Annotated in this window: 18 protein-coding genes; 10 read left to right on the top strand and 8 right to left on the bottom strand. The window is 71.9% G+C overall.

The features are described 5' to 3' along the window. Positions 1–219: 219 nt before the first annotated feature. Positions 220–1,728 carry an ArnT family glycosyltransferase gene (locus NMN56_RS16860; protein WP_274045389.1) on the top strand — a complete coding sequence of 503 codons (1,509 nt, stop codon included), beginning with the start codon at positions 220–222 and terminating at the stop codon, positions 1,726–1,728. Positions 1,729–1,867: 139 nt separating this feature from the next. Here the strand turns inward: NMN56_RS16860 and NMN56_RS16855 are convergent, their stop codons facing one another. Beyond that, a complete protein-coding gene (locus tag NMN56_RS16855) occupies positions 1,868–2,890 on the bottom strand; it encodes an Lrp/AsnC family transcriptional regulator (RefSeq protein ID WP_274045390.1) in 1,023 nt (340 codons plus the stop codon). A 384-nt stretch (positions 2,891–3,274) separates the two neighbouring features. Between NMN56_RS16855 and NMN56_RS16850 the strand changes: the two genes are divergently transcribed. The 6 genes from NMN56_RS16850 (at position 3,275) to NMN56_RS16825 (ending at position 11,597) form a co-directional block, all read left to right on the top strand. Next, positions 3,275–4,732, top strand: coding sequence for an MFS transporter (locus tag NMN56_RS16850; RefSeq protein ID WP_274045391.1), 1,458 nt, complete (start codon positions 3,275–3,277; stop codon positions 4,730–4,732). Beyond that, positions 4,732–5,979: a M20 metallopeptidase family protein gene (locus tag NMN56_RS16845; RefSeq protein ID WP_274045392.1), complete on the top strand. Its 1,248-nt coding sequence runs from the start codon at positions 4,732–4,734 to the stop codon at positions 5,977–5,979. Before NMN56_RS16850 ends, NMN56_RS16845 begins: the two co-directional genes overlap by 1 nt. A gap of 442 nt (positions 5,980–6,421) precedes the next feature. Then, a complete protein-coding gene (locus NMN56_RS16840) occupies positions 6,422–7,654 on the top strand; it encodes an ABC transporter substrate-binding protein (protein WP_274045469.1) in 1,233 nt (410 codons plus the stop codon). A 113-nt stretch (positions 7,655–7,767) separates the two neighbouring features. Then, on the top strand, positions 7,768–8,736 hold the full coding sequence (locus NMN56_RS16835) for a carbohydrate ABC transporter permease (RefSeq protein ID WP_274045393.1): 969 nt from the start codon (positions 7,768–7,770) through the stop codon (positions 8,734–8,736). A gap of 16 nt (positions 8,737–8,752) precedes the next feature. After that, positions 8,753–9,583 (top strand): carbohydrate ABC transporter permease, encoded by an 831-nt coding sequence (locus NMN56_RS16830; protein ID WP_274045395.1) that lies wholly within the window; start codon positions 8,753–8,755, stop codon positions 9,581–9,583. A gap of 94 nt (positions 9,584–9,677) precedes the next feature. Further along, the gene (locus tag NMN56_RS16825; protein ID WP_274045396.1) at positions 9,678–11,597 is read left to right on the top strand and encodes a cellulase family glycosylhydrolase; all 1,920 of its coding nucleotides are present in this window, start codon (positions 9,678–9,680) and stop codon (positions 11,595–11,597) included. Positions 11,598–11,774: 177 nt separating this feature from the next. Here NMN56_RS16825 and NMN56_RS16820 read toward each other — a convergent pair whose 3' ends face one another. From NMN56_RS16820 to NMN56_RS16800, 5 genes are all read right to left on the bottom strand, one after another. After that, positions 11,775–13,898 carry a 3-hydroxyacyl-CoA dehydrogenase NAD-binding domain-containing protein gene (locus NMN56_RS16820; protein WP_274045398.1) on the bottom strand — a complete coding sequence of 708 codons (2,124 nt, stop codon included), beginning with the start codon at positions 13,896–13,898 and terminating at the stop codon, positions 11,775–11,777. After that, entirely contained in the window at positions 13,895–15,112 is a 1,218-nt protein-coding gene (locus tag NMN56_RS16815; protein WP_274045399.1) for a thiolase family protein, read from the bottom strand. The genes NMN56_RS16820 and NMN56_RS16815 overlap by 4 nt, the downstream gene beginning before the upstream one ends. 159 nt (positions 15,113–15,271) lie before the next feature. Continuing rightward, a complete protein-coding gene (locus NMN56_RS16810) occupies positions 15,272–16,543 on the bottom strand; it encodes a ribonuclease D (protein ID WP_274045400.1) in 1,272 nt (423 codons plus the stop codon). A 112-nt stretch (positions 16,544–16,655) separates the two neighbouring features. Then, positions 16,656–17,333 (bottom strand): LuxR C-terminal-related transcriptional regulator, encoded by a 678-nt coding sequence (locus NMN56_RS16805; RefSeq protein ID WP_274045401.1) that lies wholly within the window; start codon positions 17,331–17,333, stop codon positions 16,656–16,658. 391 nt (positions 17,334–17,724) lie between these two features. After that, entirely contained in the window at positions 17,725–18,396 is a 672-nt protein-coding gene (locus tag NMN56_RS16800) for a DUF3000 domain-containing protein (protein ID WP_274045403.1), read from the bottom strand. A gap of 74 nt (positions 18,397–18,470) precedes the next feature. On the opposite strand from NMN56_RS16800, the gene hemE reads away from it, so the two are divergent. After that, a complete protein-coding gene (gene hemE, locus NMN56_RS16795) occupies positions 18,471–19,556 on the top strand; it encodes a uroporphyrinogen decarboxylase (RefSeq protein WP_274045404.1) in 1,086 nt (361 codons plus the stop codon). 44 nt (positions 19,557–19,600) lie between these two features. On the opposite strand, the gene NMN56_RS16790 is transcribed toward hemE, so the two are convergent. Next, positions 19,601–21,034: an FAD-dependent oxidoreductase gene (locus NMN56_RS16790; protein ID WP_274045405.1), complete on the bottom strand. Its 1,434-nt coding sequence runs from the start codon at positions 21,032–21,034 to the stop codon at positions 19,601–19,603. Positions 21,035–21,246: 212 nt separating this feature from the next. Here NMN56_RS16790 and hemG point away from each other — a divergent pair, with 212 nt between their 5' ends. Together hemG and hemQ are read left to right on the top strand one after the other, a co-directional pair. Beyond that, positions 21,247–22,683, top strand: coding sequence for a protoporphyrinogen oxidase (hemG, locus tag NMN56_RS16785; protein WP_274045406.1), 1,437 nt, complete (start codon positions 21,247–21,249; stop codon positions 22,681–22,683). A 4-nt stretch (positions 22,684–22,687) separates the two neighbouring features. Continuing rightward, positions 22,688–23,413 (top strand): hydrogen peroxide-dependent heme synthase, encoded by a 726-nt coding sequence (gene hemQ / locus NMN56_RS16780; RefSeq protein WP_274045407.1) that lies wholly within the window; start codon positions 22,688–22,690, stop codon positions 23,411–23,413. 181 nt (positions 23,414–23,594) lie between these two features. On the opposite strand, the gene NMN56_RS16775 is transcribed toward hemQ, so the two are convergent. Further along, the gene (locus NMN56_RS16775) at positions 23,595–25,295 is read right to left on the bottom strand and encodes an alpha/beta hydrolase (RefSeq protein WP_274045408.1); all 1,701 of its coding nucleotides are present in this window, start codon (positions 25,293–25,295) and stop codon (positions 23,595–23,597) included. Positions 25,296–25,354: the final 59 nt, after the last annotated feature.

The following is a 25,354-nucleotide window of genomic DNA, read 5'->3' as shown; positions in this document are numbered from 1 at the left end:
CGTATGTGTGGGACGTGGACGCAGCGCCCGTCGTATGTGACGGCTTGGACGAGGCGTTCTCCGGCCCGGCCCGGTTGTGCGCCCGGCGCCGGACGCGGTCCTTCCGTTCCTGCCTCGCTCGCGCTCGTCCTCAAGCGCCGGACGGGCTGGAACCAGCCCGGCGCCGCGCAACGGCAGGGGCCCCGTGGGCGGGGAGGGCGCTCCGCTAGGTTGGGGCGTATGCCGCAGTCCTCCTCCGAGTGTTATGTACCGGGCACCAAGGGCGTCCGGGTCCCCCCGCAGTGTGAGCGGGGCGGGGGACGGGCGCCGGGGCTCTGGCTGCGGCTGTTGCCCACGCTCGCCGTGCTGGCGGTCCTCACGCGTGTGCCCTCCTTCGCGCGGACGCTCTGGAACCCGGACGAGGGCTTCCTCGCCACCCAGTCCCGTCAACTCGCGGACGGGGGCGTGCTCTACGACACCGTCGTGGACCGTAAGCCTCCGCTCGTGCCCTGGCTCTACCAGGGCGCCTTCGCCGTGTTCGGCGACGGTTCGCTGTGGCCGGTACGGGTCCTGGCGGTGCTGGCCGTTCTGGTGGGTGCCGGGCTGATCGCCTCGATCGCGCTGCGCCGCTGGGGTGTGCGCGCCGCGTGGACGGCGTCCGTCGGCTACGTCCTGCTGTCGGTGGGGCTCAACCCGGAGGACACACAGGCGGCCACGTTCGAGGTGTTCATGCTGCCGTGGACGGTCGCCGCCATCTGGTGCGCCGAGCGGGCGCGTTGGCTGGGGGCAGGGCTCGCCGTCGCGGGTGCCGTGCTGGCGAAGCAGACCGGGGGCGCGGTGCTGCTGCCCGCGCTGTTCCTGCTGTGGCAGTCCCGCGCGGGGTGGCCGGCGGTGCTGCGGCTGGGTGCGGGCGCTGTGCTTCCTGTCGGGTTCTGCGCTTTCCTCTTCGGCCCGTGGAAGTTCGTCTACTGGGTCGCGACGGGTTCCGGTTCGTATCTGTCGGCCGACGGGGCCGGGTTCCGGCCGCTGCTGCGTGCGCTCGGCGGTCTGGGGCTGCTGACGCTGGCTTTCCTGCCGCTCCTGGTGGCGCTCTGCGCCGTCGTCTTCTCCGCGCACCGCAGACTGAGGGAGGCCGCCGACCTGTGGGTGTGGCTGGCCGCCTCGCTGGCGGCGACGGTGGTCGGCTTCCAATTCTTCGGGCACTACTTCCTCCAGCTCGTTCCTGCCCTCGCCCTGCTCGGCGCCGCCGCGCTGCACGAGCTGCGCCCGCGCGTCGCGACGCTCGCCGTGGCACTGACCGCGCTGCTGGCCTCCGGGTTCGTCGGCTGGGGGCTCGCGGCGCAGCGTGGCGAACTGGACCACGCGCACCGCGTCGCCGACACCATCCGCGCGTACACCGACCCCAGGGACCCCGTACTGCTGTGGGGCATGCACCCCGAGGGCTACTGGCTGGCCGGGCGCTCCCCGGCCTCCCGCTATCTGACGGCGGGCTTCCTCACCAACTTCAGCGGCGGGCGCGGCGAGGCGAGGGTGGGGGAGCGGTACGGGATGGACGGCGCCTGGCCGTACTTCGTGCGGGAGCTGAGCCGGCGGCCTCCCGAACTGATCGTCGACGACTCCCGCGACAAGAAGTACGGCGTCGAGCGCATGCCCACCCTGCGTGCGCAGATCGAGCGCCGCTACGAGAAGGTCGCGACCATCGACGGCACCGACTTCTACGTCCTCGCCACGGGCTCCCGCGCCCGCTGACCGGCCCCGCCGCCCGCCCCGTCCCACGCGTTCGCCGCCCGTTCCCGCGCGCACGCGCACACTGACCCGCCGGCGCCCCCGCTGACTGCCCCGCCCCCGACGGCCGTCACGGCGCCGACCGCACGGCGGGCTCGCCGTATCAGTCGGCGCGCGGTACCCAGCCCGTCGCGCGGCCGTCGGCGTCCAGGAGCCGGCCGACCCGTTTGATGCCGCGCAGTCCGGTGAGCCAGCGCACGGGTTCGAGCCCGGGGAAGCGCCTGTTGAGGTGTGCGGCCACGCGGTGCACCTCGGCGAGCGCGGGGAGCCACAGGCCGAGGACGAGATCGGCCTCGCCGACACAGGTCGCCACCAGCCGCGCCTCCGGCAGCGTCGTCAGCGCGCGTGCCGTCTCCTCCAGCCGGTCCGCCGGTACGCGTGCCCACAGTGTCGCGGTCACCGGCCAGCCCGCCGCCTCCCACGCCACGTCGCAGCGCAGTGCCAGCCGGCCAGAGCGCAGCAGCGCGGCGAGCCGCCGCCTGGCCGTCGCCTCACCGATCCCGCACTCCTGCGCGAGCCGCGCGTACGGGGTGCGGCCGTCCTCGGCGAGCAGCGCGATCAGCTGTTCGTCCACCGGGTCACGGGCCGGGGGAGTGGCCGTACGGGTGCGCTGGACGCCGCCTGCCGCGTCACGCAGCGCGCGGGCGCTGGCGCGGTCCAGGGTGCGCAGCCGCCATCTGCTGCCCTCCAGCCACAGCCGCGTCACCCAGGAGGTGCGGGTCCGCAGGAGCCCCGGCACCTGTCCGAAGGGGCCGAGGAGATAGTCGGCCAGCGCGGTGCGGTCGGCGGCTCCCACCGTCACGAACAGCTCGCACGCGCCCGCCGTCAGCTCGACGGACAGCGTCTCGGGGTGCGCCGCCAGCGCCTCGGCAGCGGCGGCGGCCGTACCGGGGGCGCACTCGGCGGCGACGTAGGCGCTGACCGGATCGCCCACGCCGCCCAGCAGCTGCGGGTGGTACGCGGTCACCCAGGCGAGCCCGGCCTCGTGGATACGGGTCCAGCGGCGGGCCACGGTGGGTGCGCTGACGCCGAGCACGTCCCCGACGACCGTCCACGGGGCGCGCGGATGGATCTGGAGTGCGTGCAGCAGCCGCAGGTCGAGTTCGGAGAGGCCGACGGATTCCATCAATGGCACCCTACGCCGCGACGGATCGTGACATGTTCCGCGCGTAGACAGCGGTGCCCCGCGCATTCTTGCCCGGGCACCCTCCTCAACGGCGCGGTGGGTGCCCGCCCCTGCGCCCTGCCCGTACCTCAGCACGGCCGTATGCCCTTACGGCCGTATGCCCTCTCCGTCGTCACGCACGCCCGAACGCCCCCTCCGTCACGCACCCCCGCATGCCCTTGCGGTCGTACGCCGATACGCCCTTACGCCCGCATGCCTTTACGCCCGTAAGTCCCATGTGTCCCCACCCGCCCCCACGTCGCGTATGCCGCGCACTTCACGGATTCCCCGTTCGTCCGGCCGCCCCCTGGGGGCCAGGACCGGACCCAGGAGCACACCGTCACCATGAGCGTCCCCGCCGCACCCGCCGGTTCAGCGACCGCGCCACCACCACAGAGCCAGACCCGCACGCCGCTGCGCGGTGCCTACGGAGCCGTCGGCTTCATGGCATTCGTCGAGCTGATCAGCGGCATCCACCAGGGCTTTCTGCCTCCTCTGCTGCCCGCGCTCGGCGCGCTGCACGGCACCTCGCCCGGCGCGCTCGGCTGGGTCGTCAGCATGCAGCTCCTGTCGGCCGCCGTCAGCGTGCCCGTCCTCACCAAGCTCGGCGACATGTACGGGCACCGCAGGCTGCTGCGCGTCGCTGTCGCGGCGACACTCGTCGGCGCCGTGCTCGTCGCGCTCGCGCCGTCCATGCCGATGGTGCTGCTCGGTCGCTTCCTGATGGGCCCGCTGTCCGCCTGGCTGCCGCTGGAGATAGCCATCGTCCACGACCGCATCAGCGGCGAGGGCGCGCGCAGGGCCATCGGCCTGCTGATCGGCTGCATGCTCGCCGGCTTCGCCGTCGGCAGCGTCCTCTCCGGCTGGGTGCAGGGCATGACCGGGGACGTACGGGTGACGCTGCTGGTGCCCGCCGTGCTCACCCTCGTCTGCCTCGTCGCGGCGCTGCGGCTGATACCCGAGTCCGTCGTACGGGCCGCGCGCCGCATCGACGCACCGGGGTTCGTGGGGCTCGCGCTGGGCCTGCTGCTGCTCCAGTTCGCGCTCTCGCGGGTCGCCTCCGTCGGCTGGACGGCGACCGAGGTGTGGCTGCCGCTGCTGGGCGCCGTGCTGGTGCTGGCCGTGTGGTCCTGGTGGGAGCTGCGCACCGACGAACCCGCCATCGACCTGCGCGCGATGGGCACGCTGCGGATGTGGCCGGTGATGCTCGCCTCGATGATGTACGCCATCGCGCTGTTCGGCTCCCAGTCGCCCAACTCCACGTTCCTGGGCACCAGCGACGAGCACGGATACGGCTTCGCGCTGTCGGCCTCCGGCATCGCCTGGGCCACCCTGCCGCAGACCCTGACCGCCGTCGTGGGCGCCCAACTGCACACGCGTATCGCCCGCAGGCTCGGGCTGCGCGGCTCCGTCGCGCTCGGCGCCGTGATCCTGGCGCTGGGTTACGGCGCCGTCGTCGTCCACGACGGCAGCCTCGCCTTCTTCGTGCTGGCCATCGCCGTGGGCGGGTTCGGCAACGGGCTGCTCTCGGGCGGACTGCCCTCGCTCGTCGCCGAGAACGCGCCCGAGGACCAGACCGGCATCGCCGCCGGGCTCTACAACACCGTGCGCACCCTCGCCGGCGGCCTCGCGGGCGGCGTCTTCGCTGTGGTGCTCGGCAACATGGTGCTCGCGGGCACCGACATCCCCGCCGCCTCCGCCTACCACGTCGTATGGGGCTGCTGCGCCGGCGCCGGCGTCCTCGCGGCCGTGCTGGCACTGTTCGTGGCGCGCGGCGGCAACACCGTTGAGGAGAAGCACTGATGACCCAGCTGACCACCTCCCTTCCCCGGCACGCGCGGCTGCGCCAGGACGCCGAGGCGCTCGCCGCTGAACTGAGCGCCCTGCGCCACGCGCTGCACGCCGAGCCCGAGCTGGGGCTCGAACTCCCGCTCACCCAGGCCAAGGTGCTCCGCGCCCTCGACGGACTTCCGCTGGAGATCACCACGGGCGACTCCCTCGGCTCCGTCACCGCCGTGCTGCGCGGCGCCCGCCCGGGACCCGCCGTTCTGCTGCGCGGCGACATGGACGCGCTGCCGCTGCGCGAGGAGGCCGACGTCCCGTACGTGTCCCGTACGGACGGCGTCATGCACGCCTGCGGCCACGACCTGCACGTGGCGGGGCTCGTCGGCGCCGCGAAGCTGTTGTGCGCGCGGCGCGGGGAGCTGGCGGGCTCGGTGGTCTTCATGTTCCAGCCGGGCGAGGAGGGGTACGACGGCGCGGGCGCCATGATCGCGGAGGGCGTCCTCGGTGCGGCGGGCGCCGACGCACCGCTCGTGGGCGCCTACGCGCTGCACGTGTCCTCCAACGGGAACGGCGTCGATCCGCTCGGCGGCGTCCACACCCGTGTCGGCACCCAGACGGTCGCCAACGGCGAACTGCACGTCACCGTCAGGGGCAAGGGAGGACACGGTTCCACGCCCCACCAGGCGGCCGACCCGGTCCCTGCCATGGCCGAGATGATCACGGCGCTCCAGACGCTGGTCACCCGGACCGTCCCGGCCTTCGAACCCCTCGTGCTCACGGTCGGCCACGTCAGCGCGGGCACGAAGCCCAACATCATCCCCGAGGACGCCTACTTCGGCGCCACGGTGCGCTGTACGTCCACCGAGGGGCTCCGCGACTACCTGCGGCGTGCGACGGCGCTGTGCGAGGGGGTCGCAGCGGCACACGGCGTACGCGCCGACGTACGGGCCGAGGAGCAGTACCCCGCGATGGTGCACGCGGAGGAGGCGGTCGCGCTCACCCGTGAGGTCGTCACGGACATGTACGGGCCAGGCTCCTTCCGGCTCTCGCGCGATCCGCTGATGGTCTCCGAGGACTTCTCCCGGGTCCTGGAGGCCGTACCCGGCGTCCAGTTCCAACTGAGCGCGTGCCCGCCCGATGTGCCGCCGGAGGAGGCCCCGTTCAACCACTCGGGGCTCGCCGTCTTCGACGACGGTGCGCTGCCGGTGGGCGCCGCCGTGCTGGCCGAAATGGCGCTGCGGCGGCTGGAGTCGGCGGAGGGCTGAGCCCACCGGGGCAGGCGGACGGCGCGGTCCCGCACGCGGCCGGCACCGCGGCCCGACGGCTGGGGCAGGGCCTGGGCGAGCAGCCCCTGCCCCCGGCCCTCCCGTTGGGCTGCCCGCTCCCACCTGCGGCTTTACGCCTCCTCCTGTGCGGCCGGCCACCGCGGCCGACGGGGCCGGGCGCCCCAGGCGTCGGCCGCGCCCGCCGCCGTGACCACCACCGCGGCCCTCGCGTCCGGCTGCCTCGGAGGGGCTGAGGTCACCGGAGGGTAACGGCTGGTATTCGTCTCCGACGAACTGTAGACAACGTTGTCAGCAACTGGTTGTACTGGGCCCCGAAGTTGCTCTCTCCCTCAACGAGGAGGTGTCGGACGTGCGTCGGGTCTCCCAGCAGTGCCCTGCCCTGAACCGCCGCCGGTTCCTGGCCACGGCCGCCGGTGGACTGATGGCCCCGGCACTCGCCGGGTGCGGCTCGCTCACCGGCGGATACGAGCCGGACGGCCTGGTCCTCCACTCCCAGCTGGGCGGCAGCACCCCCGGTGCACCGGCCTTCGCCGCCGCCGTCGACACCTTCCGCGAGCGCCACCCCGGCACCCCGGTGAAGGTGCTCAGCAACGCCGACGATCTCCAACAGGTCTACGAGACCTCCAAGTTGGCGGGCAAAGAGGCCGACATCGTGCTCGTCAACCTCTACGACAAGTCCCTCGCCTGGACCGAGGTCGGCGCCACCGTCCCCGTCAACGCCCATATGAAGCGCTGGGGACTGCGCGACAGGGTGCTCCAGGGCCCGCTGCGGGAGTGGACCGACGGCGAGGGACGGCTGCGCGGCTTCCCGTATCTGCGCACCAACTGGCCTGTGGCCTTCAACACCACCCTGCTGGAGCGGGCGGGCGTGGACGGTATACCGACGACCGTCGACGCGCTGCTGTCGGCCGCCAAGAAGCTGCGCCGTAAGGGCATCACGCCCGTCACCATCGGCGGCAACGACTGGAGCGGCCAGAAGCTGCTGCTCCAGATCATGCAGACGTATCTGCGCCCTGCCGAGGCCAAGGAGGTCATGCGCACCGGCGACTTCAGCGGCTCGCGCGGCGCCCGGCGCGGCATCGAACTCTTCGTCGAGCTGCGCAGGGGCGGCGTCTTCGCCGACAGCGCGCAGGGCCTCACATCCGACCTGATGACGACGCAGATCAGCACCCAGAAGGCCGCCATCGCCTCGATGCTCTCGTCCGCGATGGGCAAGGTGCCCCGCAGCGCCGCCGAGCACATCACCGTCGGTGGATGGCCGATCCCCGACGACGCCGTCCACGAGAAGCCGACGATCATGCGCGCCAACGCCTCGCTGGGCATGTGGATCAGCCCCAACGGCGAGCAGAAGATCGACCGCGTCGAGCGCTTCATCCGCTTCATGTACAGCGAGGAGACCGTCTCCCGGTTCGTGCACGGAGGCCGCGACATGGCGCTGCGCACCGACCAGTTCAGCACCGAGTACCCCCTCGTCGCTGCGGGGCAGAAGCTCACCGACAACGACGTCAGCGAGGCGGTCACCCCGGACATCTACGTACCGGCCGCCGCCACCCAGCCCCTCATCCAGGCCACCGGCGTCGCCTTCTCACCCCGCAGCGACGCGCGGAAGGTACGTACCGCGCTGGAGAAGGCGTACCGCAGCGCGGGCGCCTGAACGGCACGCCGCGACCGCGCGGCGTCAGCCCGGGCCGGGTCCCCAGCCTCACGGACCCGGATGCGAACCCTGTCGCCCGAACCCCCGCACCACAGCCCACCGTTGGAGGACGCATGTCGACGGCGCCCGTGCTCGGCACCGCATCCCAGCCCGCTGACCCGTCACCCCCGGCGGCCCGCGGCGCCCGCGCCGACAGGGGGCGGGGCAGCCGGCGGGGCAGCCGACGCGCGCAGGGCGGCACATGGCTCGCCGTGCCCGCGCTCGTCTGGTACGTGGTCTTCATGGTGGGCCCGGTGCTCGCCATCTTCGTGATCGCCTCGCTCCACTGGCCTGGCATGCTCCAGCCCCGCAGCTTCGCCGGCCTCGACAACTACCGCACCGTGCTGGACGATCCCGTCTTCTGGCAGGCGTTCCGCAACACCCTCACCCAGCTCGCGATCGCGCTGCCGGTGATGATGGTCTGCGCGTACATGCTCGCGTACTACGTCGCCCAACGGCCGCCGGGCCACCGCGTACTGCGCTACCTCCTCTTCATCCCCGGGCTCATCTCCACCCCGGCCAAGGCGATGTTCTTCTACGCAGCTCTGTCACCCGACGGGCTCGTCAACGGCGTCCTGCGCGACCTCGGGCTCGGCTCCCTCGCGAAGGTCTGGCTCGCCGACTCGGGTACGGCCCTCTACGCGATCATCGCCCTGGACATCTGGGCGGGCATCGGCTTCACCGCCGTCCTCATCGCCGCCCGGCTCGGCAGCGTCAGCGAGGAGATCGGGGAGGCGGCGCAGCTCGACGGCGCGGGGCACTGGCGCACGATGTGGAGCATCCACTTCCCCATCATCCGCGACTACTTCGGCGTCGCGACGATGCTCCAGTTCCTGTGGACGCTCTTCGGCTCGGCCCAGCATGTGCTGCTGCTCACCCAGGGCGGCCCCGGCAACGCGTCCTCCACGCTGTCCTTCCTCGTCTACCAACGCGCCTTCCTCCAGGCCGACCTCGGCTACAGCCAGGCCGTCGGTGTCTTCCTCTTCGTCCTCGGGCTCGTGGGGATGCTCCTCATCCGCCGCGCGTTCCGCCAGAACCACTGACCGGAGGTCGTCCGTCATGAAGCGCATACGCCTCTCGTGGCTGCCCGCGCACGTGCTGGCCTGGGGCTACGCGGCGCTGCTGCTCGTTCCGCTCTACTACTTCCTCGCCTCGGCCTTCAAGGACAACGGCGCGATCTTCTCCAGCCCCCTCGCGCTGCCCACCTCGCTGTCACCCGGCAACTTCACCCGCGCCTTCGAACTCGGCGGGCTCGGGAAGGCCGTCGCCAACTCGGCGCTGGTCACCGTCGGCGGGCTCGCCGTCACGCTGTTCCTCGCGCTCCCCGCTTCCTTCGCGCTGGCACGCAGCACAGGGCGCGCTGCGAAGATGATGGAGCGCGCGTTCTCACTGGGCTTCCTCGTCCCGACGTTCGCCGCGCTCTTCCCGACCTTCCTGCTCGCCGCCGCGACCGGCCTCTTCCACACCCGTACGTTCATGGTGCTGCTGCTGCCCGCCACCGCGATGCCGCTCTCGGTCGTGCTGCTCACGCAGTTCATGCGGACGGTGCCGCCCGAACTGGAGGAGGCGGCGCGGATGGACGGCGCCGGCACGCTCGCCGTGCTGCGGCACATCTACGCGCCGATCAGCATGCCCGGCATCGCCGCCGTCGTACTGCTCAACTTCCTCAACTTCTGGAACGAGTACCTCTACTCGCTCATCATCATCGGCCCCGACCCCGACCAGCGCACGACACAGCTCGCGCTGCCCACCCTCGTCTCCACGTCCGGAACCGACTACGGCGTGCTCACGGCGGCCACCGTTCTCACGCTGCTGCCCGTGTATGTCGTCTACACGGTGCTTCAGCGGCGGATGCAGTCCGCGCTGATCACGGGCGCGGTCAAGATGTGACGCTCCGCTCTGGTCCGCGGGAGAGCCGTGTGCTCTCACCTCAGTCCCGCACCCCTTCGGGGCGCACGTTGTCACCGCACTACAGGAGTTACCCATGCAGCGATTCAGTGCCCAGCTCAGCCACGACCCGGCAACCCTCCCCTGGCTCGGCGCCAACTTCTGGTCCAGGACCGGTGGCCCGCTCATGTGGCGCTCGTACGATCCCGGCGTCGTACGCGAGGAGCTGCGGGTCCTGCGTGAGCACGGCCTCAACTGCACGCGCTCGTTCTTCTACTGGCCCGACTTCATGCCCACCCCGTACACGGTCGACGAGGAACTGTGCGCGCACTACGCGGACTTCCTCGAAGCGCACAGCGAGACCGGGATGACGACCATCCCGACCTTCATCGTGGGCCACATGTCCGGCGAGAACTGGGACCCGTCCTGGCGCGAAGGGCGCGACCTGTACGCGGACGTGTGGATGGTCTCGCGGCAGGCGTGGTTCGCCAGGGAGATGGCGTCACGCTACAAGGACCACCCGGCCGTCACCGCCTGGCTCATCAGCAACGAGATGCCCATCTACGGCCGTATCAGGGGCGAAGAGGCCGCGCCCCGCGAGCACGTCACCTCCTGGGCCGAGGCCATGGTCAACGCCGTACGCGCAGCCGGCGCCACCCAGCCCGTCTCGCTGGGCGACGGCGCCTGGGGCCTGGAGGTCTCCGGCAAGGAGAACGGCTTCTCGCTGCGTGACACCGCCGGGATCATCGACTTCGCCGGCCCGCACGTCTACCGCATGGAGAACGACCGCATACGCCAGCACCACCGTGCGGCGTTCGAGTGCGAGCTGGCGGCCGTCGCCGGAAAGCCGGTGATCCTGGAGGAGTTCGGGCTCTCCACCGACTTCGTCTCCGACGAGAACGCCGCCACGTACTACCGCCAGACCCTGCACAACTCCCTGCTGGCGGGCAGCACGGGCTGGCTCGCGTGGAACAACACAGACTACGACCACCTGCTCGAACAGTCGCCTTACGACCACCACGGCTTCGAGATGCACTTCGGCATCACCGACAGCGCGGGCGGCCCCAAGCCGCCGCTGCGCGAACTCGCCGCTTTCGCCGAGGTGCTGGAACGTGTCGACTTCGCGCGCTGCCGCCGCGCCGACACGGACGCGGCGCTGGTCGTCCCCACGTTCCTGGAGCGCGGCTACCCCTTCGGCTACGGCCTCGACCGCCCCGTCATCTTCGAGGCGCTGCGCCAGAGCTACACCACGGCCCGCCTCGCCGACCTCCCGCTCGCCCTCGCCCGGGAGCGTGACGGCCTCCCCGAGGACGGCAAGCTCTATCTGCTGCCCTCCACCCGGCTGCTCCTCGCACCCACCCGCGTCCACCTCGAAGAGCTGGCGCGCGGCGGCGCCACCGTCTACCTCTCGTACCTCTCCGGCGACCAGGGCACGACGCGCGGCCCCTGGTTCCAGGACCTGAACGGGCTGTTCGGGGTCCGGCTCCAGCTCTCGTACGGGCTCGCAGAGCCGGTCACCGACGAGACCGTCGAGATCACCTTCAGGGAGGACTTCGGCAGCCTGCGCGCCGGCGACGTGCTGCGCTTCCCCACGGGCGGCTACCGTGGCGCCGACGACAGCCTCGCTTTCCTCCCCGTCGAGGCCGACGGGGCCCGCGTCGTCGCCACGGACGCGCACGGACGCGCCGCCGTGCTGCGGCACCGGATCGGCGCGGGCGAGACGGTGCTGTGCACCTACCCGCTGGAGGTCCTCGCCGCCGGGACGCCGCGCGCCAACCCCGACGACACCCCGCGCCTGTACGCGGCGCTCGCCGAACTCGCGGGCGTCGCGCGGCCGGTGACGGTCCCCGACCCGCTGGTGCACGCCGACACCCTCGTCCACGAGGACGGCCGCCGCTTCGCCTGGCTCATCAGCCAGTCCGAGGAGACCCGCACGGTACGCCCCGTAGCCGACGGTGCGCCCTTGCCCGAGGTCACCCTCGCCCCGTTCGGAGTGGAGGTCATGGAACTCCCCTGAGGGAGGCCGTCCCGGGAGGGGCGCCCCGAGGGGGCGCCCCGCAGGGGCGCGGGACTGTATCCATGTGCGGCTCCGCCGCGTGAGCACGACCAGCCACGACCTACCCGCAGCCGCCCGCGTCCCCCGCCACCCCCAACAGCCCGCGAACGCTCACCCCACGCGAGGTTCACGCGAGGCTCAAGCCGGCACGCTGGCGCCTCCCGGCTCCAGGAAGCGCCGCCCGGCAACCCGCTCGCTGACGCCCTCACGGTCCAGGTACGGCGTGACGCCGCCCAGGTGGAAGGGCCAGCCGGCGCCGGTGATCAGGCACAGGTCGATGTCCTGGGCCTCGGCGACGACGCCCTCGTCCAGCATCAGCCGGACTTCCTCCGCGATGGCGTTCAGGGCGCGGTCGCGCACCTGCTCCTCGCTGAGGACCTCGTTCCCGGTCTGGAAGAGCGCGGCGACCTCCGGGTCCAGCTGCTGCGTACCCGGCACATACAGGTTGCGCTTGCCGGCCTCGACCACACGCCCGAGGTTCTCCGAGACGGCGAACCGGTCGGGGAACGCCGCGTGCAGCGTGCCCGCGACATGGTGTGCGACGGCGGGGCCGACCAGCTCCAACAGCACGATGGGCGACATCGGCAGCCCGAGCGGAGCGAGCGCGCGGTCGGCGACCTCCACGGGGGTGCCCTCGTCGATGGAGCGCAGCACCTCGCCGAGGAACCGGGTCAGTACGCGGTTGACGACGAACGCCGGGGCGTCCTTCACCAGCACCGCGGTCTTCTTCAGCTTCTTCGCGACGCCGAAGGCCGTGGCCAGCGAGGCGTCGTCGGTCCGCTCACCGCGCACGATCTCCAGGAGCGGCAGGATCGCGACGGGGTTGAAGAAGTGGAAGCCCACGACCCGCTCGGGGTGCTTGAGCTGCGAGGCCATCTCCGAGACGGACAGCGAGGAGGTGTTGGTGGCGAGGATGGCGTGCTCCGGCACGACCGCCTCGACCTCGGCGAACACCTTCTGCTTGACGCCCATTTCCTCGAAGACCGCCTCGATGACGAAGTCGGCGTCGGAGAAGGCGGCTGCCTTGTCGAGCGAACCGGTCACCAGGGCCTTGAGGCGGTTGGCCTTGTCCTGGTTGACGCGGCCCTTGAGCAGCAGCTTGTCGATCTCCTCGTGGCAGTAGGCCACGCCCTTGTCGACGCGCTCCTGGTCGATGTCGGTCAGCACGACCGGCACCTCAAGGCGGCGTGCGAACAGCAGGCCGAGCTGTGAGGCCATCAGCCCGGCACCGACGACACCGACCTTGGTGACCGGCCGCGCCAGGTCCTTGGACGGGGCGCCCGCCGGCCGCTTGGCCCGCTTCTGCACGAGGTTGAACGCGTAGATGCCGCTGCGCAGTTCGCCGCCCATGATGAGGTCGGCGAGAGCCTGCGTCTCGGCGTCGAAGCCCTGCCGCAGATCGCCGCTCTTGGCCCCGGCGATGATGTCCAGCGCGCGGTAGGCCGCGGGCGCCGCGCCGTGCACCTTGCTGTCGGCGATCTCCTTGCCGCGCTCGACGGCCGCGTCCCACGCCTCACCGCGGTCGATCTCGGCCCGTACGACCTCGATCTCGCCCTTGAGCACGGAGGCGGTCCAGCGCAGCGACTCCTCCAGGAAGTCGGCACCCTCGAACAGCGCGTCGGCGATGCCGAGTTCGTAGACCTGCTTGCCCTTGAGCTGCCGGTTCTGGTTGAGCGAGTTCTCGATGATGACGCTGACCGCGCGGTCGGCGCCGATGAGGTTCGGCAGCAGCGCGCAGCCGCCCCAGCCCGGTACGAGGCCGAGGAAGACCTCGGGCAGCGAGAAGGCGGGCAGCGCGGCCGAGACGGTGCGGTAGGTGCAGTGCAGCCCGACCTCGACACCGCCGCCCATGGCGGCGCCGTTGTAGTACGCGAACGTGGGAACGGCCAGCGAGGCGAGGCGCTTGAAGACGTCGTGGCCGCCCTTGCCGATGGCGACGGCCTCTTCGTGCTTGCGCAGCAGCTCGACGCCCTTGAGGTCGGCGCCGACGGCGAAGATGAACGGCTTGCCCGTGATCCCGACGCCCTTGATCCGCCCTTCCGCCGCCTCCTTCTCGACCTGGTCGATCGCCACGTCGAGGTTGGCCAGCGACTGCGGCCCGAAGGTGGTCGGCTTGGTGTGGTCCAGGCCGTTGTCCAGCGTGATGAGGGCGAACTTCCCCGCGCCGTAGGGCAGATCGAGGTGGCGCACATGCGCCTGTGTGACGACCTCGTCGGGGAACAGCTCTGCCGCGCCCTTCAGCAGCTCGGTTTTGCTACTCACTTGTTGCCCTCCCAGTGGGGGTTCTCCCAGATGACGGTCCCGCCCATGCCGAAGCCGACGCACATGGTGGTGATGCCGTAGCGGACGTGCGGCTGCTCCTCGAACTGCCTGGCGAGCTGGGTCATCAGCCGCACACCGGAGGAGGCCAGCGGGTGCCCGTAGGCGATGGCGCCGCCGTACTGGTTGACGCGCGGGTCGTCGTCGGCGATGCCGTAGTGGTCGAGCAGCGAGAGCACCTGCACGGCGAACGCCTCGTTGATCTCGAACAGGCCGATCTCGTCGATCGAGAGACCCGCCTTGGCGAGGGCCTTCTCGGTGGCCGGGATCGGTCCCACGCCCATCACCTCGGGCTCGACACCGGCGAAGGCGTAGGAGACCAGCCGCATCTTGACCGGCAGGCCCATCTCCTGTGCCACGTCCTCGGCGGCGATCAGGGAGGCGGTCGCGCCGTCGTTGAGCCCCGCCGCGTTGCCGGGCGTGACCCTGCCGTGCGCGCGGAAGGGCGTCTTCAGTCCGGCGAGGTTCTCCATCGTGGTGCCGGGCCGCATCGGCTCGTCGGCCGTGGCCAGCCCCCAGCCGGTCTCCCCGCCCTCGGGCGAGGTGCGCCGGATCGACACCGGCACCAGGTCGGCCTGTACCTGCCCGTTGGCGTACGCCTTGGCCGCCTTCTCCTGGCTGCCGACGGCGAACGCGTCGGCGCGCTCCTTGGTCAGGTGCGGGTAGCGGTCGTGCAGGTTCTCGGCCGTCATGCCCATGAACAGCGCGGACTGGTCGACCAGCTTCTCGGAGACGAAGCGCGGGTTGGGGTCGACGCCCTCACCCATGGGGTGCCGCCCCATGTGCTCGACGCCACCGGCGACGACGATGTCGTACGCGCCGAAGGCGATCGAGCCCGCGGTCGTCGTCACGGCCGTCATCGCGCCCGCGCACATCCGGTCGATGGAGTATCCGGGCACGCTCTGCGGCAGTCCCGCGAGGATCCCGGCGGTGCGGCCGAGGGTCAGGCCCTGGTCGCCGATCTGCGTGGTCGCGGCGAGCGCGACCTCGTCGATGCGCTCCGGAGGCAGGTCCGGGTTGCGGCGCAGCAGCTCACGGATGCACTTGACGACCAGGTCGTCGGCGCGCGTCTCGTGATAGATGCCCTTGGGGCCCGCCTTGCCGAACGGTGTGCGGACGCCGTCGACAAAGACGACATCCCTAGCGGTACGAGGCACGTTGGCTCTCCTCCAGGTGCGGCCGGGGGTCGGTCGACCTCCATGCTACTTGTGGGTAACCACCTGGCAAGGCCCGCCCTGGCGGAAGGGCACACGTCACATCACCGAACGCGCCTCCCGCCCAGGAAAACGCTCAACGGCTGAGCGGTACCGCCCGGCTCACTCCGTCGCTGACAGCGCCACGGTCAGCAGTTCCACCGTCTGTCCGATCTGCCACTCGCGCGCGCCCAGACCCCGCAGCGCCTCGCCGACCGTCTCCTCCGAGGGGCCGTCGCCGCCGCCCGGGGGCTCCCAGCACAGCCGCCGCACCGAGTCGGGACTCAGCAGGTTCTCCTGCGGCAGGTTCAGCTCCTCGGCGCGCTCCGTGACAGCCGCACGCGCGGCGGTCAGCCGCGCGGCGGCGGCCGGGTCCTTCTCGGCCCAGGAGCGGGGCGGCGGCGGACCGTTGGGCACCTGGCTCTGCTGCGGCAGCTCAGCTTCGGGCAGCTCCTTCGCGCGCTCGACGGCCGCCTGCCACTGGTCCAGCTGCTTACGGCCCATCCGCTGCCCGTAGCCCGGCAGCGCCGACAGCGCACGCGCGTGCGGAGGCATCGCGAGCGCGGCCTCCACGATCGCCGCGTCGGTGAGCACCTTGCCGGGCGACACGTCCCGCCGCTGGGCCACCGCGTCCCGCGCCAGCCACAGCTCCCGTACGACGGCCATCTGCCGGCGCCTGCGCACCTTGTGCATGCCCGACGTGCGCCGCCACGGGTCCTTGCGCGGCGGCGGGGCCGGCGCCGAGGCGATCGCGGCGAACTCCTCGCGCGCCCACTCCAGTTTGCCCTGCTGCTCCAGCTCCTCCTCCAGCGCGTCCCGCAGGTCGACCAGCAGCTCCACGTCCAGCGCCGCGTACCGCAGCCAGGGCTCGGGGAGCGGCCGGGTGGACCAGTCGACGGCGGAGTGCCCCTTCTCCAGCGCGTAGCCGAGCACGTTCTCGACCATCGCGCCCAGCCCCACCCGCGCGAAGCCGGCCAGCCGCCCGGCCAGCTCCGTGTCGAACAGCCGCGTGGGCCGCATACCTATCTCACGCAGACACGGCAGGTCCTGCGTGGCGGCGTGCAGCACCCACTCGGTGTCCGCGATCGCCGCGTCGAGCCCCGAGAGATCGGGACAGGCGACGGGGTCCACCAGCGCGGTGCCCGCGCCCTGCCGCCGCAGCTGCACCAGATAGGCACGCTGGCCGTAGCGGTAACCGGAGGCGCGCTCGGCATCGACGGCCACCGGGCCCGTCGCCTCAGCGAAGGCCGAGGTGACCCGGGCCAGCTCATCGTCCGTGACGATCACGGGTGGAATGCCCTCACGCGGCTCCAGGAGAGGGACCGGCGCCGGACCGGGGTCCTGGAGAGGGGCCTGAGCTGCGTTTGCTGATGCGGTCTCTTGGGCGTCGGTCACCAGTCAAGGGTATCCGTGTGCACGCACTGCGAAGCGCCCGCCGACGGAACGTTACGTCGACGGGCGCTTCCGGGAATGGGGTGGAGGGCTCGGCGGGAGCGCGAGGGGAGGGTCAGTGGATGATGCCGGTCCGCAGGGCCACGGCGACCATCCCCGCGCGGTCGCCCGTTCCCAGCTTGCGCGCGATGCGCGCGAGATGGCTCTTGACGGTCAGCGCCGACAGGCCCATCGAGACGCCGATCGCCTTGTTGGACTGGCCCTCGGCCACGAGGCGCAGCACCTCGACCTCGCGGCCCGACAGCTCGCGGTAGCCGCCGGGGTGTCCTGGACCGCCGGGACCGCCGCCCGGCCTGCGGTGCATGCGTGCCGCCGCCGCTCCGATGGGTGCCGCTCCGTGCCGCGTGGGCATGGGGCCGCCGAGGTTCGTGCGCGTTCCGGTGACGACGTAGCCCTTGACGCCGCCCGCGAGGGCGTTGCGTACGGCGCCGATGTCGTCGGCGGCCGACAGCGCGAGGCCGTTGGGCCAGCCCGCCGCCCTGGTCTCCGACAACAGGCTGAGCCCCGAACCGTCGGGGAGGTGCACATCGGCCACGCAGATATCGCGTGGGTTACCGACTCGGGGACGGGCCTCCGCGATCGACGACGCCTCGATCACGTCCCGTACGCCGAGAGCCCACAGGTGGCGGGTCACGGTCGAACGGACGCGGGGGTCGGCCACGACCACCATGGCCGTCGGCTTGTTCGGGCGGTAGGCGACCAGGCTTGTGGGGTGCTCAAGGAGAACAGACACCGGGCCTCCTGCGGGAGTGGCTGAGGGACGGATCCGAGCGAGTCGGTTATTCCGTGTGGAAGGGTCACAGACTCCTTCGGCACCTCTTCCGTCCGCCTTTAGAGAAAGATCACGAATTGATGACCCGGATTTCCCCGTTCCCTGTTTCCCGCCGTATTCAGTGGGGCAGAAAGATTCCTTTGTCTACAAAGTTCCGTCACCGTGACCGTGCGGGAATGCGCGCCCGCATTCTTTTCCGCCCGCATGGCAGGAGTGGCAAGGAGCCCCGCCGGGGCGCGAGGAGCCGAGCCCCGTCAGGGGCGCGGGGAACCGCGCGACAAGCCACGGCGGACAGTCGGCCCGCGAAGCACGCAAGGGGGCACTCTCTTGCGAAAGGCACCCCGCGAGGGCGCTAGTGCGGACCCCGCCGCTGCGGAAGCTGGACGACACCGCCGGGGTCACCGGACTCCGGCGGCAACCCCGCACACTGGCAGAGCAGTTCGCACCAGGCCGCGAGATGTGCGGCGGCGTCAGGTGTCGCGCCCTCCGGCGTCCAGCTCGCGCGGATCTCCAGCAACTCTTCGGCCGCGCGCTCGGAGAGTCCGCCGAAAAATGCGGAACTCGACCGCGTGACCGTTCCACTCGGCTCCGCGTAACCCGCACCCCGGGCTTCCAGCGCGCCGGTCAGCCAGGTCCAGGTCACCTCGGGCAGCAGCGGGTCTGCCGCGATCTCCGCCTCCAGTTCGGCCCTGCCGAGCGTCACCACGCGGAAAGTGCCCTGCCAGGAGTCCTGGCCCTCCGGGTCGTGCAGCAGCACGAAGCGTCCGTCGGCCAGTTCCTGGGCCGGGTCCTCGGGGTCGGTGACGGCGGCCTCCACCGCGAACGCGTACGGGGCCAGGCGCCGCGGCGCGGGCAGCGGTGAGATGCGCACCTCGCCGCGCGGCCTTGCCTCGCTCAGTGCCGTGACGGCCTGCCGGAAGGGCGTGGGAAGAGAGGAGTCGCTGCCGCCGCCGTCGCCGTCCGTACCGTCCGTGCCTTCCACTCCGCCGGAGCCCCCCGCCATCGATGTCCGAGCCGCTGTCATGGGCGGAAGAGTAGGCGGAGGCCGTGCTTCAGGGCGGTAGGGACACCCCGTTCGGCCGTGGGAGACTTCGGGGCGTGAGTGGAAAAGACCGCCCCTCGGGCCAGCCCCAGCAGACACAGGACGCCCCTGGCGGCGTTCAGGATTCCGCTTTTCTCCGTGCGTGCCGCCGCGAAACCGTGCCGCATACGCCGGTGTGGTTCATGCGGCAGGCGGGGCGGTCGCTGCCCGAGTACCGGAAGTTGCGCGAGGGCATCGCCATGCTGGACTCGTGCATGCGCCCCGATCTCGTCGCCGAGATCACATTGCAACCCGTGCGCAGGCACGGAGTTGACGCGGCCATCTACTTCAGCGACATCGTCGTTCCGCTCAAGGCCATCGGTGTCGACCTCGACATCAAGCCCGGCGTCGGACCTGTCGTCGAGAAGCCGATCCGCACCCGCGCCGACCTGGAGCGGCTGCGGCCCCTTGACCCCGAGGACGTCGGTTACGTCACCGAGGCCGTCGGCATCCTCACGCGCGAGCTGGGCAGCACGCCGCTGATCGGCTTCGCCGGCGCCCCGTTCACGCTGGCCAGCTACCTCGTCGAGGGCGGGCCCTCCAAGAACCATGAGCACACCAAGGCGCTCATGTACGGCGACCCCGAACTGTGGGCCGAACTGCTCGACCGGCTCGCCGGGATCACGGCCACCTTCTTGCAGGTGCAGATCGAGGCGGGCGCGAGCGCCGTGCAGCTCTTCGACTCGTGGGCCGGCGCGCTGGCCCCCGAGGACTACCGCGCCTCCGTACTGCCCGCTTCCGCCAAGGTCTTCGACGCCGTGGCCTCCTACGGCGTGCCCCGTATCCACTTCGGCGTGGGCACGGGCGAACTCCTCGGGCTGCTCGGCGAGGCCGGGCCCGAGGTCGTCGGCGCCGACTGGCGCGTACCGGTGGACGAGGCCGCGCGGCGCGTGGGCCCGGGCAAGGCGGTCCAGGGCAACCTCGACCCCGCCGTGCTCTTCGCGCCCCGCGAGGCCGTCGAGCGGCAGGCGGCCCGCATCCTGGAGTCGGCACGCGGGCTGGAGGGCCACATCTTCAACCTCGGCCACGGCGTCCTCCCCGACACCGACCCGCAGGCCCTCACGGACCTCGTCTCGTACGTGCACGAGCAGTCGGCCCGCTAAGGGCTGCCCTGCGAGCCGGTCGGGGTGGCGGCGGGTACGCGCGGTCAGTTCGGGCGTGCGGCGCGTACGGCGGCCGACGCCTTGCGCGCCGCCACCAGGACCGGGTCCCAGACGGGCGAGAACGGCGGCGCGTAGCCCAGGTCGAGCCCTGTCATCTGCTCCGCCGTCATTCCCGCGTGCAGGGCAACGGCGGCGATGTCGACGCGCTTGCCCGCGTTCTCCCTGCCGACGATCTGCACGCCGAGCACCCGCCCCGAGCGGCGCTCGGCGATCATCTTGACGTGCATCGGCTTCGTGCCGGGGTAGTAGCCGGCGCGGCTGGTGGACTCGATCACGACGGTCTCGAACTGGAGGCCGACGGCGGCGGCCTGACGCTCCAGCAGCCCCGTACGGGCGATCTCCAGGTCGCACACCTTGCTGACCGCGGTACCGACGATGCCGGGGAACGTGGCGTAGTCGCCGCCGATGTTCGCGCCGATGATCTGCCCGTGCTTGTTGGCGTGCGTGCCCAGCGGTACGTGCTGCGGGCGGCCCGAGACGAGGTTGAGCACCTCGACGCAGTCGCCGCCCGACCAGATGTTCCCGTGGTCGCGCACCCGCATCGCCAGGTCCGTCAGCAGCCCGCCCGACTCGCCCAGCGGCAGCCCGGCGGCTGCGGCCAGCTCCGTCTCGGGCCGTACGCCGAGGCCCAGCACCACCACGTCGGCCGGGTACTCCCCGTCGTCGGTCGCCACCCCGGCGGCCCGGCCCCGCGCGTCGGTGAGGATCCGGGTGACGGACGCGTTCCGTACGGTCTCGATGCCCATGGCGCACATCGCGTCGTACACCAGCGCGCCCATGTCGGGGTCGAGCGTGGACATCGGCTGCTGCCCGCGGTCGATGACGGTGACCTGGTAGCCGCGGTTGACGAACGCCTCGGCCATCTCCACGCCGATGTAACCGGCGCCGACGACCACGGCCCTGCGTACGCCGTCGCCTCCCCCTGGAGCCCCTTCGCCCGCGAGGTCCTCGTTCTTCTCCAGCGCGTCGATCAGCGCCTGTCCGTCGTCCAGGGTCTGCACGCCGTAGACGCCTGGTGCCTCGATGCCGGGCAGCGGCGGGCGGACCGGGCGGGCGCCTGTGGCCAGCACGAGCTGGTCGTAGCCGACCCACCGCTGCGTGCCCGGTCCGCCGTCCTCGTGCTCGGTCACGCGTACCCGCTGACCCGGCACGTCCAGTTCGGTCACCTCCGTGTGCATGCGGAGGTCGATGGAGCGCGCGCGGTGCTCCTCGGGTGTGCGCGCGATCAGGTTGTCCCTGCCGGTGACGTCGCCGCCCACCCAGTACGGGATGCCGCAGGCCGAGAAGGAGGCGAAGTGGCCGCGTTCGAAGGCGACGATCTCCAGCTCCTCCGGCTTTTTGAGCCTGCGTGCCTGAGAGGCGGCCGACATCCCTGTCGCGTCGCCCCCGATGACCACCATGCGCTCCGCAGCCGCCATCGCGGATGCTCCCTTCGCCGTCGTTCCGGCCGTTCCGCCGCCGTCTGGCCCGTACGGACCGCGCTGTCGCGGCCCAACTGCCGTGGCCCACGCTATGCGTGCCCGTGCCGGGAGGCAGCCGGGAGGTGGTCGGGACGGCCCGCGTGTGCCGGGGGAGCGGCCGTGACGGGGCCGGGCGAGGGGGGCGCGTACCGCTCTGCGAGACTGCGCATATGCACGTACTTGTCATCGGAGGCGGCATCTCCGGCCTGTCCGCCGCGCACCAACTCCTGGCGGACGGCGCCCGGGTGACCGTGCTGGAGGCGGACACGCGGCTCGGCGGCAAACTGCACGCAGGCAGCGTCGCCGGAACCGCCGCCGTCGATCTGGGAGCCGAGTCCATGCTGGCCAGGCGCCCGGAGGCGGTCGGCCTCGCACGTGCCGTCGGACTCGGTGACGCGCTCCAGCCACCCGCCGTCGCCGGCGGTGCGCTCTGGACCAGGGGCCAGGTGCGGCCGATGCCCAAGGGACATGTGATGGGCGTGCCGGGTGACCCCGCGACACTGGGCGAGGTGCTCTCGCCCGACGGGCTCGCGCGCATCGCGGAGGACGCGCGGCTGCCCCGTACCGAGGTCGGTGACGATGTCGCCGTCGGCGCCTACGTCGCTGAACGGCTCGGCCGCGAGGTCGTCGACCGGCTCGTCGAACCGCTGCTCGGCGGCGTGTACGCGGGCGACGCCTACCAGATCTCGATGCGCGCCGCCGTGCCGCAGCTCTTCGAGGCGGCCCGTGACGAGCGCTCCCTGCTCGCGGGAGTGCGGGCACTCCAGGAGCGCGCGGCGGCGGCGCAGGAAGCGGTCGGCAGCCCGCAGAGCCCGGTGTTCATGGGGATCGAGGGCGGCATCGGACGGCTGCCGATGGCGGTCGCCGCCGCGTGCGCCGCAGCGGGCGCCGACATCAGGCTCAGCACCCCCGTACGGAAGCTGCGGCGCGGCCCTGATGCGGCGTGGACCGCCGTCACCGACCACGAGACGCTCACAGCCGACGCCGTCGTCCTGGCCCTGCCCGCACCGTCGGCCGCGCGGCTGCTGACCGCCGAGGTGCCCGCGGCGGCGGGCGAGCTGGAGCGGATCGAGTACGCCTCCATGGCCCTGGTCACCCTCGCCTTCCGCAGGGCCGAGACCGGTGAACTCCCCGCGGGCAGCGGGTTCCTGGTGCCGCCCGTCGAGGGGCGCTCCATCAAGGCGTCCACCTTCTCCACCCACAAATGGGGCTGGGTCGCTGCCCAGGACCCCTCGCTGTGCGTGCTGCGTACCTCGCTCGGCCGGATCGGCGAGGAGGCCGTGCTGGCGCGGGACGACGCGGAGCTGGTCGAGCTGTCCCTGCGCGACCTGCACGCCGCGACCGGGCTGGCAGCGCGCCCCGTCGACTCCCTGGTGACGCGCTGGTACGGCGGCCTGCCGCAGTACCCCGTCGGGCACCTGGACCGGGTCGCGCGCATCGAGGCGGCCGTCGGCGCCGTGCCGGGGCTGGCCCTCGCGGGCGCCGCGTTCGAAGGCGTGGGCATCCCGGCCTGCGTCGCGAGCGGGCGGCGAGCCGCCGGGCGTGTCCTGCCCGGAACCACAGGAACGACCCTCGCGCGGGCGGGGGAGAAGAGCGAGCGAGAATAACGCCATGAGCGATACGACCGAGGCACCGCAGAAGACCGCCAACGCGGGCAAGAAGGCCAAGGACCTCAACGAGGTCATCCGCTACACCCTGTGGTCGGTCTTCCGGCTGCGCGACGTGCTCCCCGAGGACCGCTCCGGTTACGCGGACGAGGTCGAGGAGCTGTTCGGCCAGCTCGCCGCGAAGGACGTCGTCGTCCGCGGTACCTACGACGTCTCCGGGCTGCGTGCCGACGCCGACCTGATGATCTGGTGGCACGCCGAGGACTCCGACGCGCTGCAGGACGCGTACAACCGCTTCCGCCGCACCAAGCTGGGCCGCGCGCTGGAGCCCGTCTGGTCGAACATGGCGCTGCACCGCCCCGCCGAGTTCAACAAGTCGCACATCCCCGCCTTCCTCGCCGACGAGGAAGCGCGCGCCTATGTGAGCGTCTACCCCTTCGTGCGCTCCTACGAGTGGTACCTGCTGCCCGACGACGAGCGCCGCACGATGCTCGCCGACCACGGCAAGATGGCCCGCGGTTTCGCCGACGTGCGCGCCAACACCGTGCCCGCCTTCTCGCTGGGCGACTACGAGTGGATCCTCGCGTTCGAGGCCGACGAGCTGCACCGCATCGTCGACCTCATGCGGCACCTGCGCGGTTCCGAGGCGCGGCGGCACGTGCGCGAGGAGGTCCCCTTCTACACCGGCCGCCGCAAGGCCGTCGCCGAACTGGTCGCCGGACTGGCCTGACGGCTGAAGCGCGTCCGAAGGACCGGGCCGCGCACCCTCGCGGGCGTGGACGTGAACGCGGGTGTGGACGTGTGTGTGGACGTGGACGTGTGCGTGTGCGTGGACATGAGCGTGTGCGTGGACGTGGACGTGTGCGTGTGCGTGGATGTCGAGGTGGCCGGCCGGCGTAGGCGCGGCCCGGTCAGCGGGCCGGTTCGGCCAGGTCGGCGGCCTTGGTCTGCGCGCTCTTCTTCGTACCGGGTTCGGGCTCCGGGCGTGCCGCGCACTCCGCGTGGTCGCCCGGTGTCTTGCCCTCCAGCAAGTAGCGCTCCAGGTGTGCGTCGGCGCACTTGTTGCCGCCCGTCACGCCGTGGGTGCCCGCGCCCTTCTCCGTCACCAGGGAGGAGCCGGACAGCCTGCGCCGGGTCTCCAGCGCTCCGTGGTACGGGGTGGCCGCGTCCCGGGTCGCCGCGAGCAGCAGCACCGGAGGGAGGCGGCCCGGCCCGGTACCCACCTCCAGGGGGCGTGTGGGGACGGTCTTCCAGTAGGCGCAGGGCAGGTTCATCCACGCGTTGTCCCAGGTGTTGAACGGGGCGACGGCTGCCGAGGCGGTGTTGTCGCGGTCCCAGGTGGCCCAGTCGCGGGGCCAGGGCGCGTCGTTGCACTCCACGGCGTTGTAGACGGCGTTGCTGTTCTCCTCCTTCTTCGCCGAAGCCAGGTCAGGCGTCGCCTCCTTGAGGAGCGGCTTCGGGTCGCCCTTCCGGTACCGGGAGAGCGCGTGCGCGTGCTTCGGCCAGGACGAGTCCGAGTAGCCGGTGTCCAGGAACGCGGCCACCAGCTCCTTCGACCCCACCTTCCGGCCCACCGGCTCGCGGTCGGCGGCGGCTCGTACGCGGTCGAAGGCCGCCTGCACCTGTCGCGGTGTACGGCCCAGTCCGTAGGTGGCGTGGTGCTTGGCCGTCCACTTCTTCCAGTCGCTCCAGCGCGTCTCGAACGCGTGGTTCTGGCCCAGGTTCGACCGGTACCAGATGCTGTCCTGCGACGGGTCGACGACGCTGTCGAGCACCAGGCGGCGCACGTGGCCGGGGAAGAGCGTCGCGTAGACGGAGCCGATGTAGGTGCCGTACGAGACGCCGAAGAAGTTCAGCTTCCGCCGGCCGAGGGCCGCACGCAGCACATCGAGGTCCCTGGCGTTGTTCACCGTCGTGTAGTGCGGCAGCCTGTCGGGCTGCGCCTTCGCGCAGCCCTCGGCGTAGGCCGCTGCCCGCGCGTTCATCTTCCGCTTGTAGGCGTTCGTCGGGCGCAGCGGCGAGGTGTTCGGCCCCTGCAGGAAGCGCTTGGGGTCCTGGCACGAGAGCGGCCCCGACCTGCCGACACCGCGCGGTGCGTAGCCGACGAAGTCGTAGCGCGCGTTGAGGTGCTTCCATACGCCGGCGAGCTTGCCGTGGAGCGCGAAGTTCATGCCGTTGCCGCCGGGGCCGCCCGGGTTGTAGACCAGCGGGCCCAGCCGCTCCGCCTTGGGGCCCGTGGCGCGGGATCTGCTCACGGTGAGCGCGATCTGCTTGCCGCCCGGCTCCGCGTAGTCGACCGGCACCGAGACCGTGCCGCACTCCACGGTGCGGGGCATCTCCTCGGCCTCGGGGCACTTCTTCCAGCCGATCCCCGTGGCAGCGGCGGCGCGCGCCGCGCTCCGCACTCCCATCGCCTCCACCGGGCCGTCCGGAAGACCGGCGGAGATGGCGGGGACGCCGGGGACGGCGGGCTCAGCTCCCCCCGTACCTGGCGTGGCCGCCGGTCCAGCCGTGGCCGCCGTGGCCGCCGGTCCAGCCGTGGCCGCCGTTCCCGCGACGCTGATAGTGAGGGCCAGGGCACCGACCGTGGAGTGAACTGCCGCTCTGCGCACTGAGTCTCCGTTCCTCGGACCACTGCCCGCATGACGCGTGCACGATGTTCCGGATGCTC

This window comes from Streptomyces iconiensis (assembly GCF_028657195.3).
GTDB lineage: Bacteria > Actinomycetota > Actinomycetes > Streptomycetales > Streptomycetaceae > Streptomyces > Streptomyces iconiensis.
The sequence above is the reverse complement of the archived record's forward strand: the minus strand, read 5'-3'. Positions and strand labels throughout refer to the sequence as shown.

Bases quoted from the DNA above. Each gene is read 5' to 3' on its own strand.
- hemG (WP_274045406.1), top strand. From the start codon at position 21,247: ATGCACGTACTTGTCATCGGAGGCGGCATCTCCGGCCTGTCCGCCGCG.
- NMN56_RS16840 (WP_274045469.1), top strand. From the start codon at position 6,422: ATGGCCCCGGCACTCGCCGGGTGCGGCTCGCTCACCGGCGGATACGAG.
- NMN56_RS16800 (WP_274045403.1), bottom strand. From the start codon at position 18,396: ATGACAGCGGCTCGGACATCGATGGCGGGGGGCTCCGGCGGAGTGGAA.
- NMN56_RS16855 (WP_274045390.1), bottom strand. From the start codon at position 2,890: ATGGAATCCGTCGGCCTCTCCGAACTCGACCTGCGGCTGCTGCACGCA.
- NMN56_RS16860 (WP_274045389.1), top strand. From the start codon at position 220: ATGCCGCAGTCCTCCTCCGAGTGTTATGTACCGGGCACCAAGGGCGTC.
- NMN56_RS16790 (WP_274045405.1), bottom strand. From the start codon at position 21,034: ATGGCGGCTGCGGAGCGCATGGTGGTCATCGGGGGCGACGCGACAGGG.
- NMN56_RS16845 (WP_274045392.1), top strand. From the start codon at position 4,732: ATGACCCAGCTGACCACCTCCCTTCCCCGGCACGCGCGGCTGCGCCAG.
- NMN56_RS16825 (WP_274045396.1), top strand. From the start codon at position 9,678: ATGCAGCGATTCAGTGCCCAGCTCAGCCACGACCCGGCAACCCTCCCC.
- hemQ (WP_274045407.1), top strand. From the start codon at position 22,688: ATGAGCGATACGACCGAGGCACCGCAGAAGACCGCCAACGCGGGCAAG.
- NMN56_RS16835 (WP_274045393.1), top strand. From the start codon at position 7,768: ATGTCGACGGCGCCCGTGCTCGGCACCGCATCCCAGCCCGCTGACCCG.
- NMN56_RS16850 (WP_274045391.1), top strand. From the start codon at position 3,275: ATGAGCGTCCCCGCCGCACCCGCCGGTTCAGCGACCGCGCCACCACCA.
- NMN56_RS16830 (WP_274045395.1), top strand. From the start codon at position 8,753: ATGAAGCGCATACGCCTCTCGTGGCTGCCCGCGCACGTGCTGGCCTGG.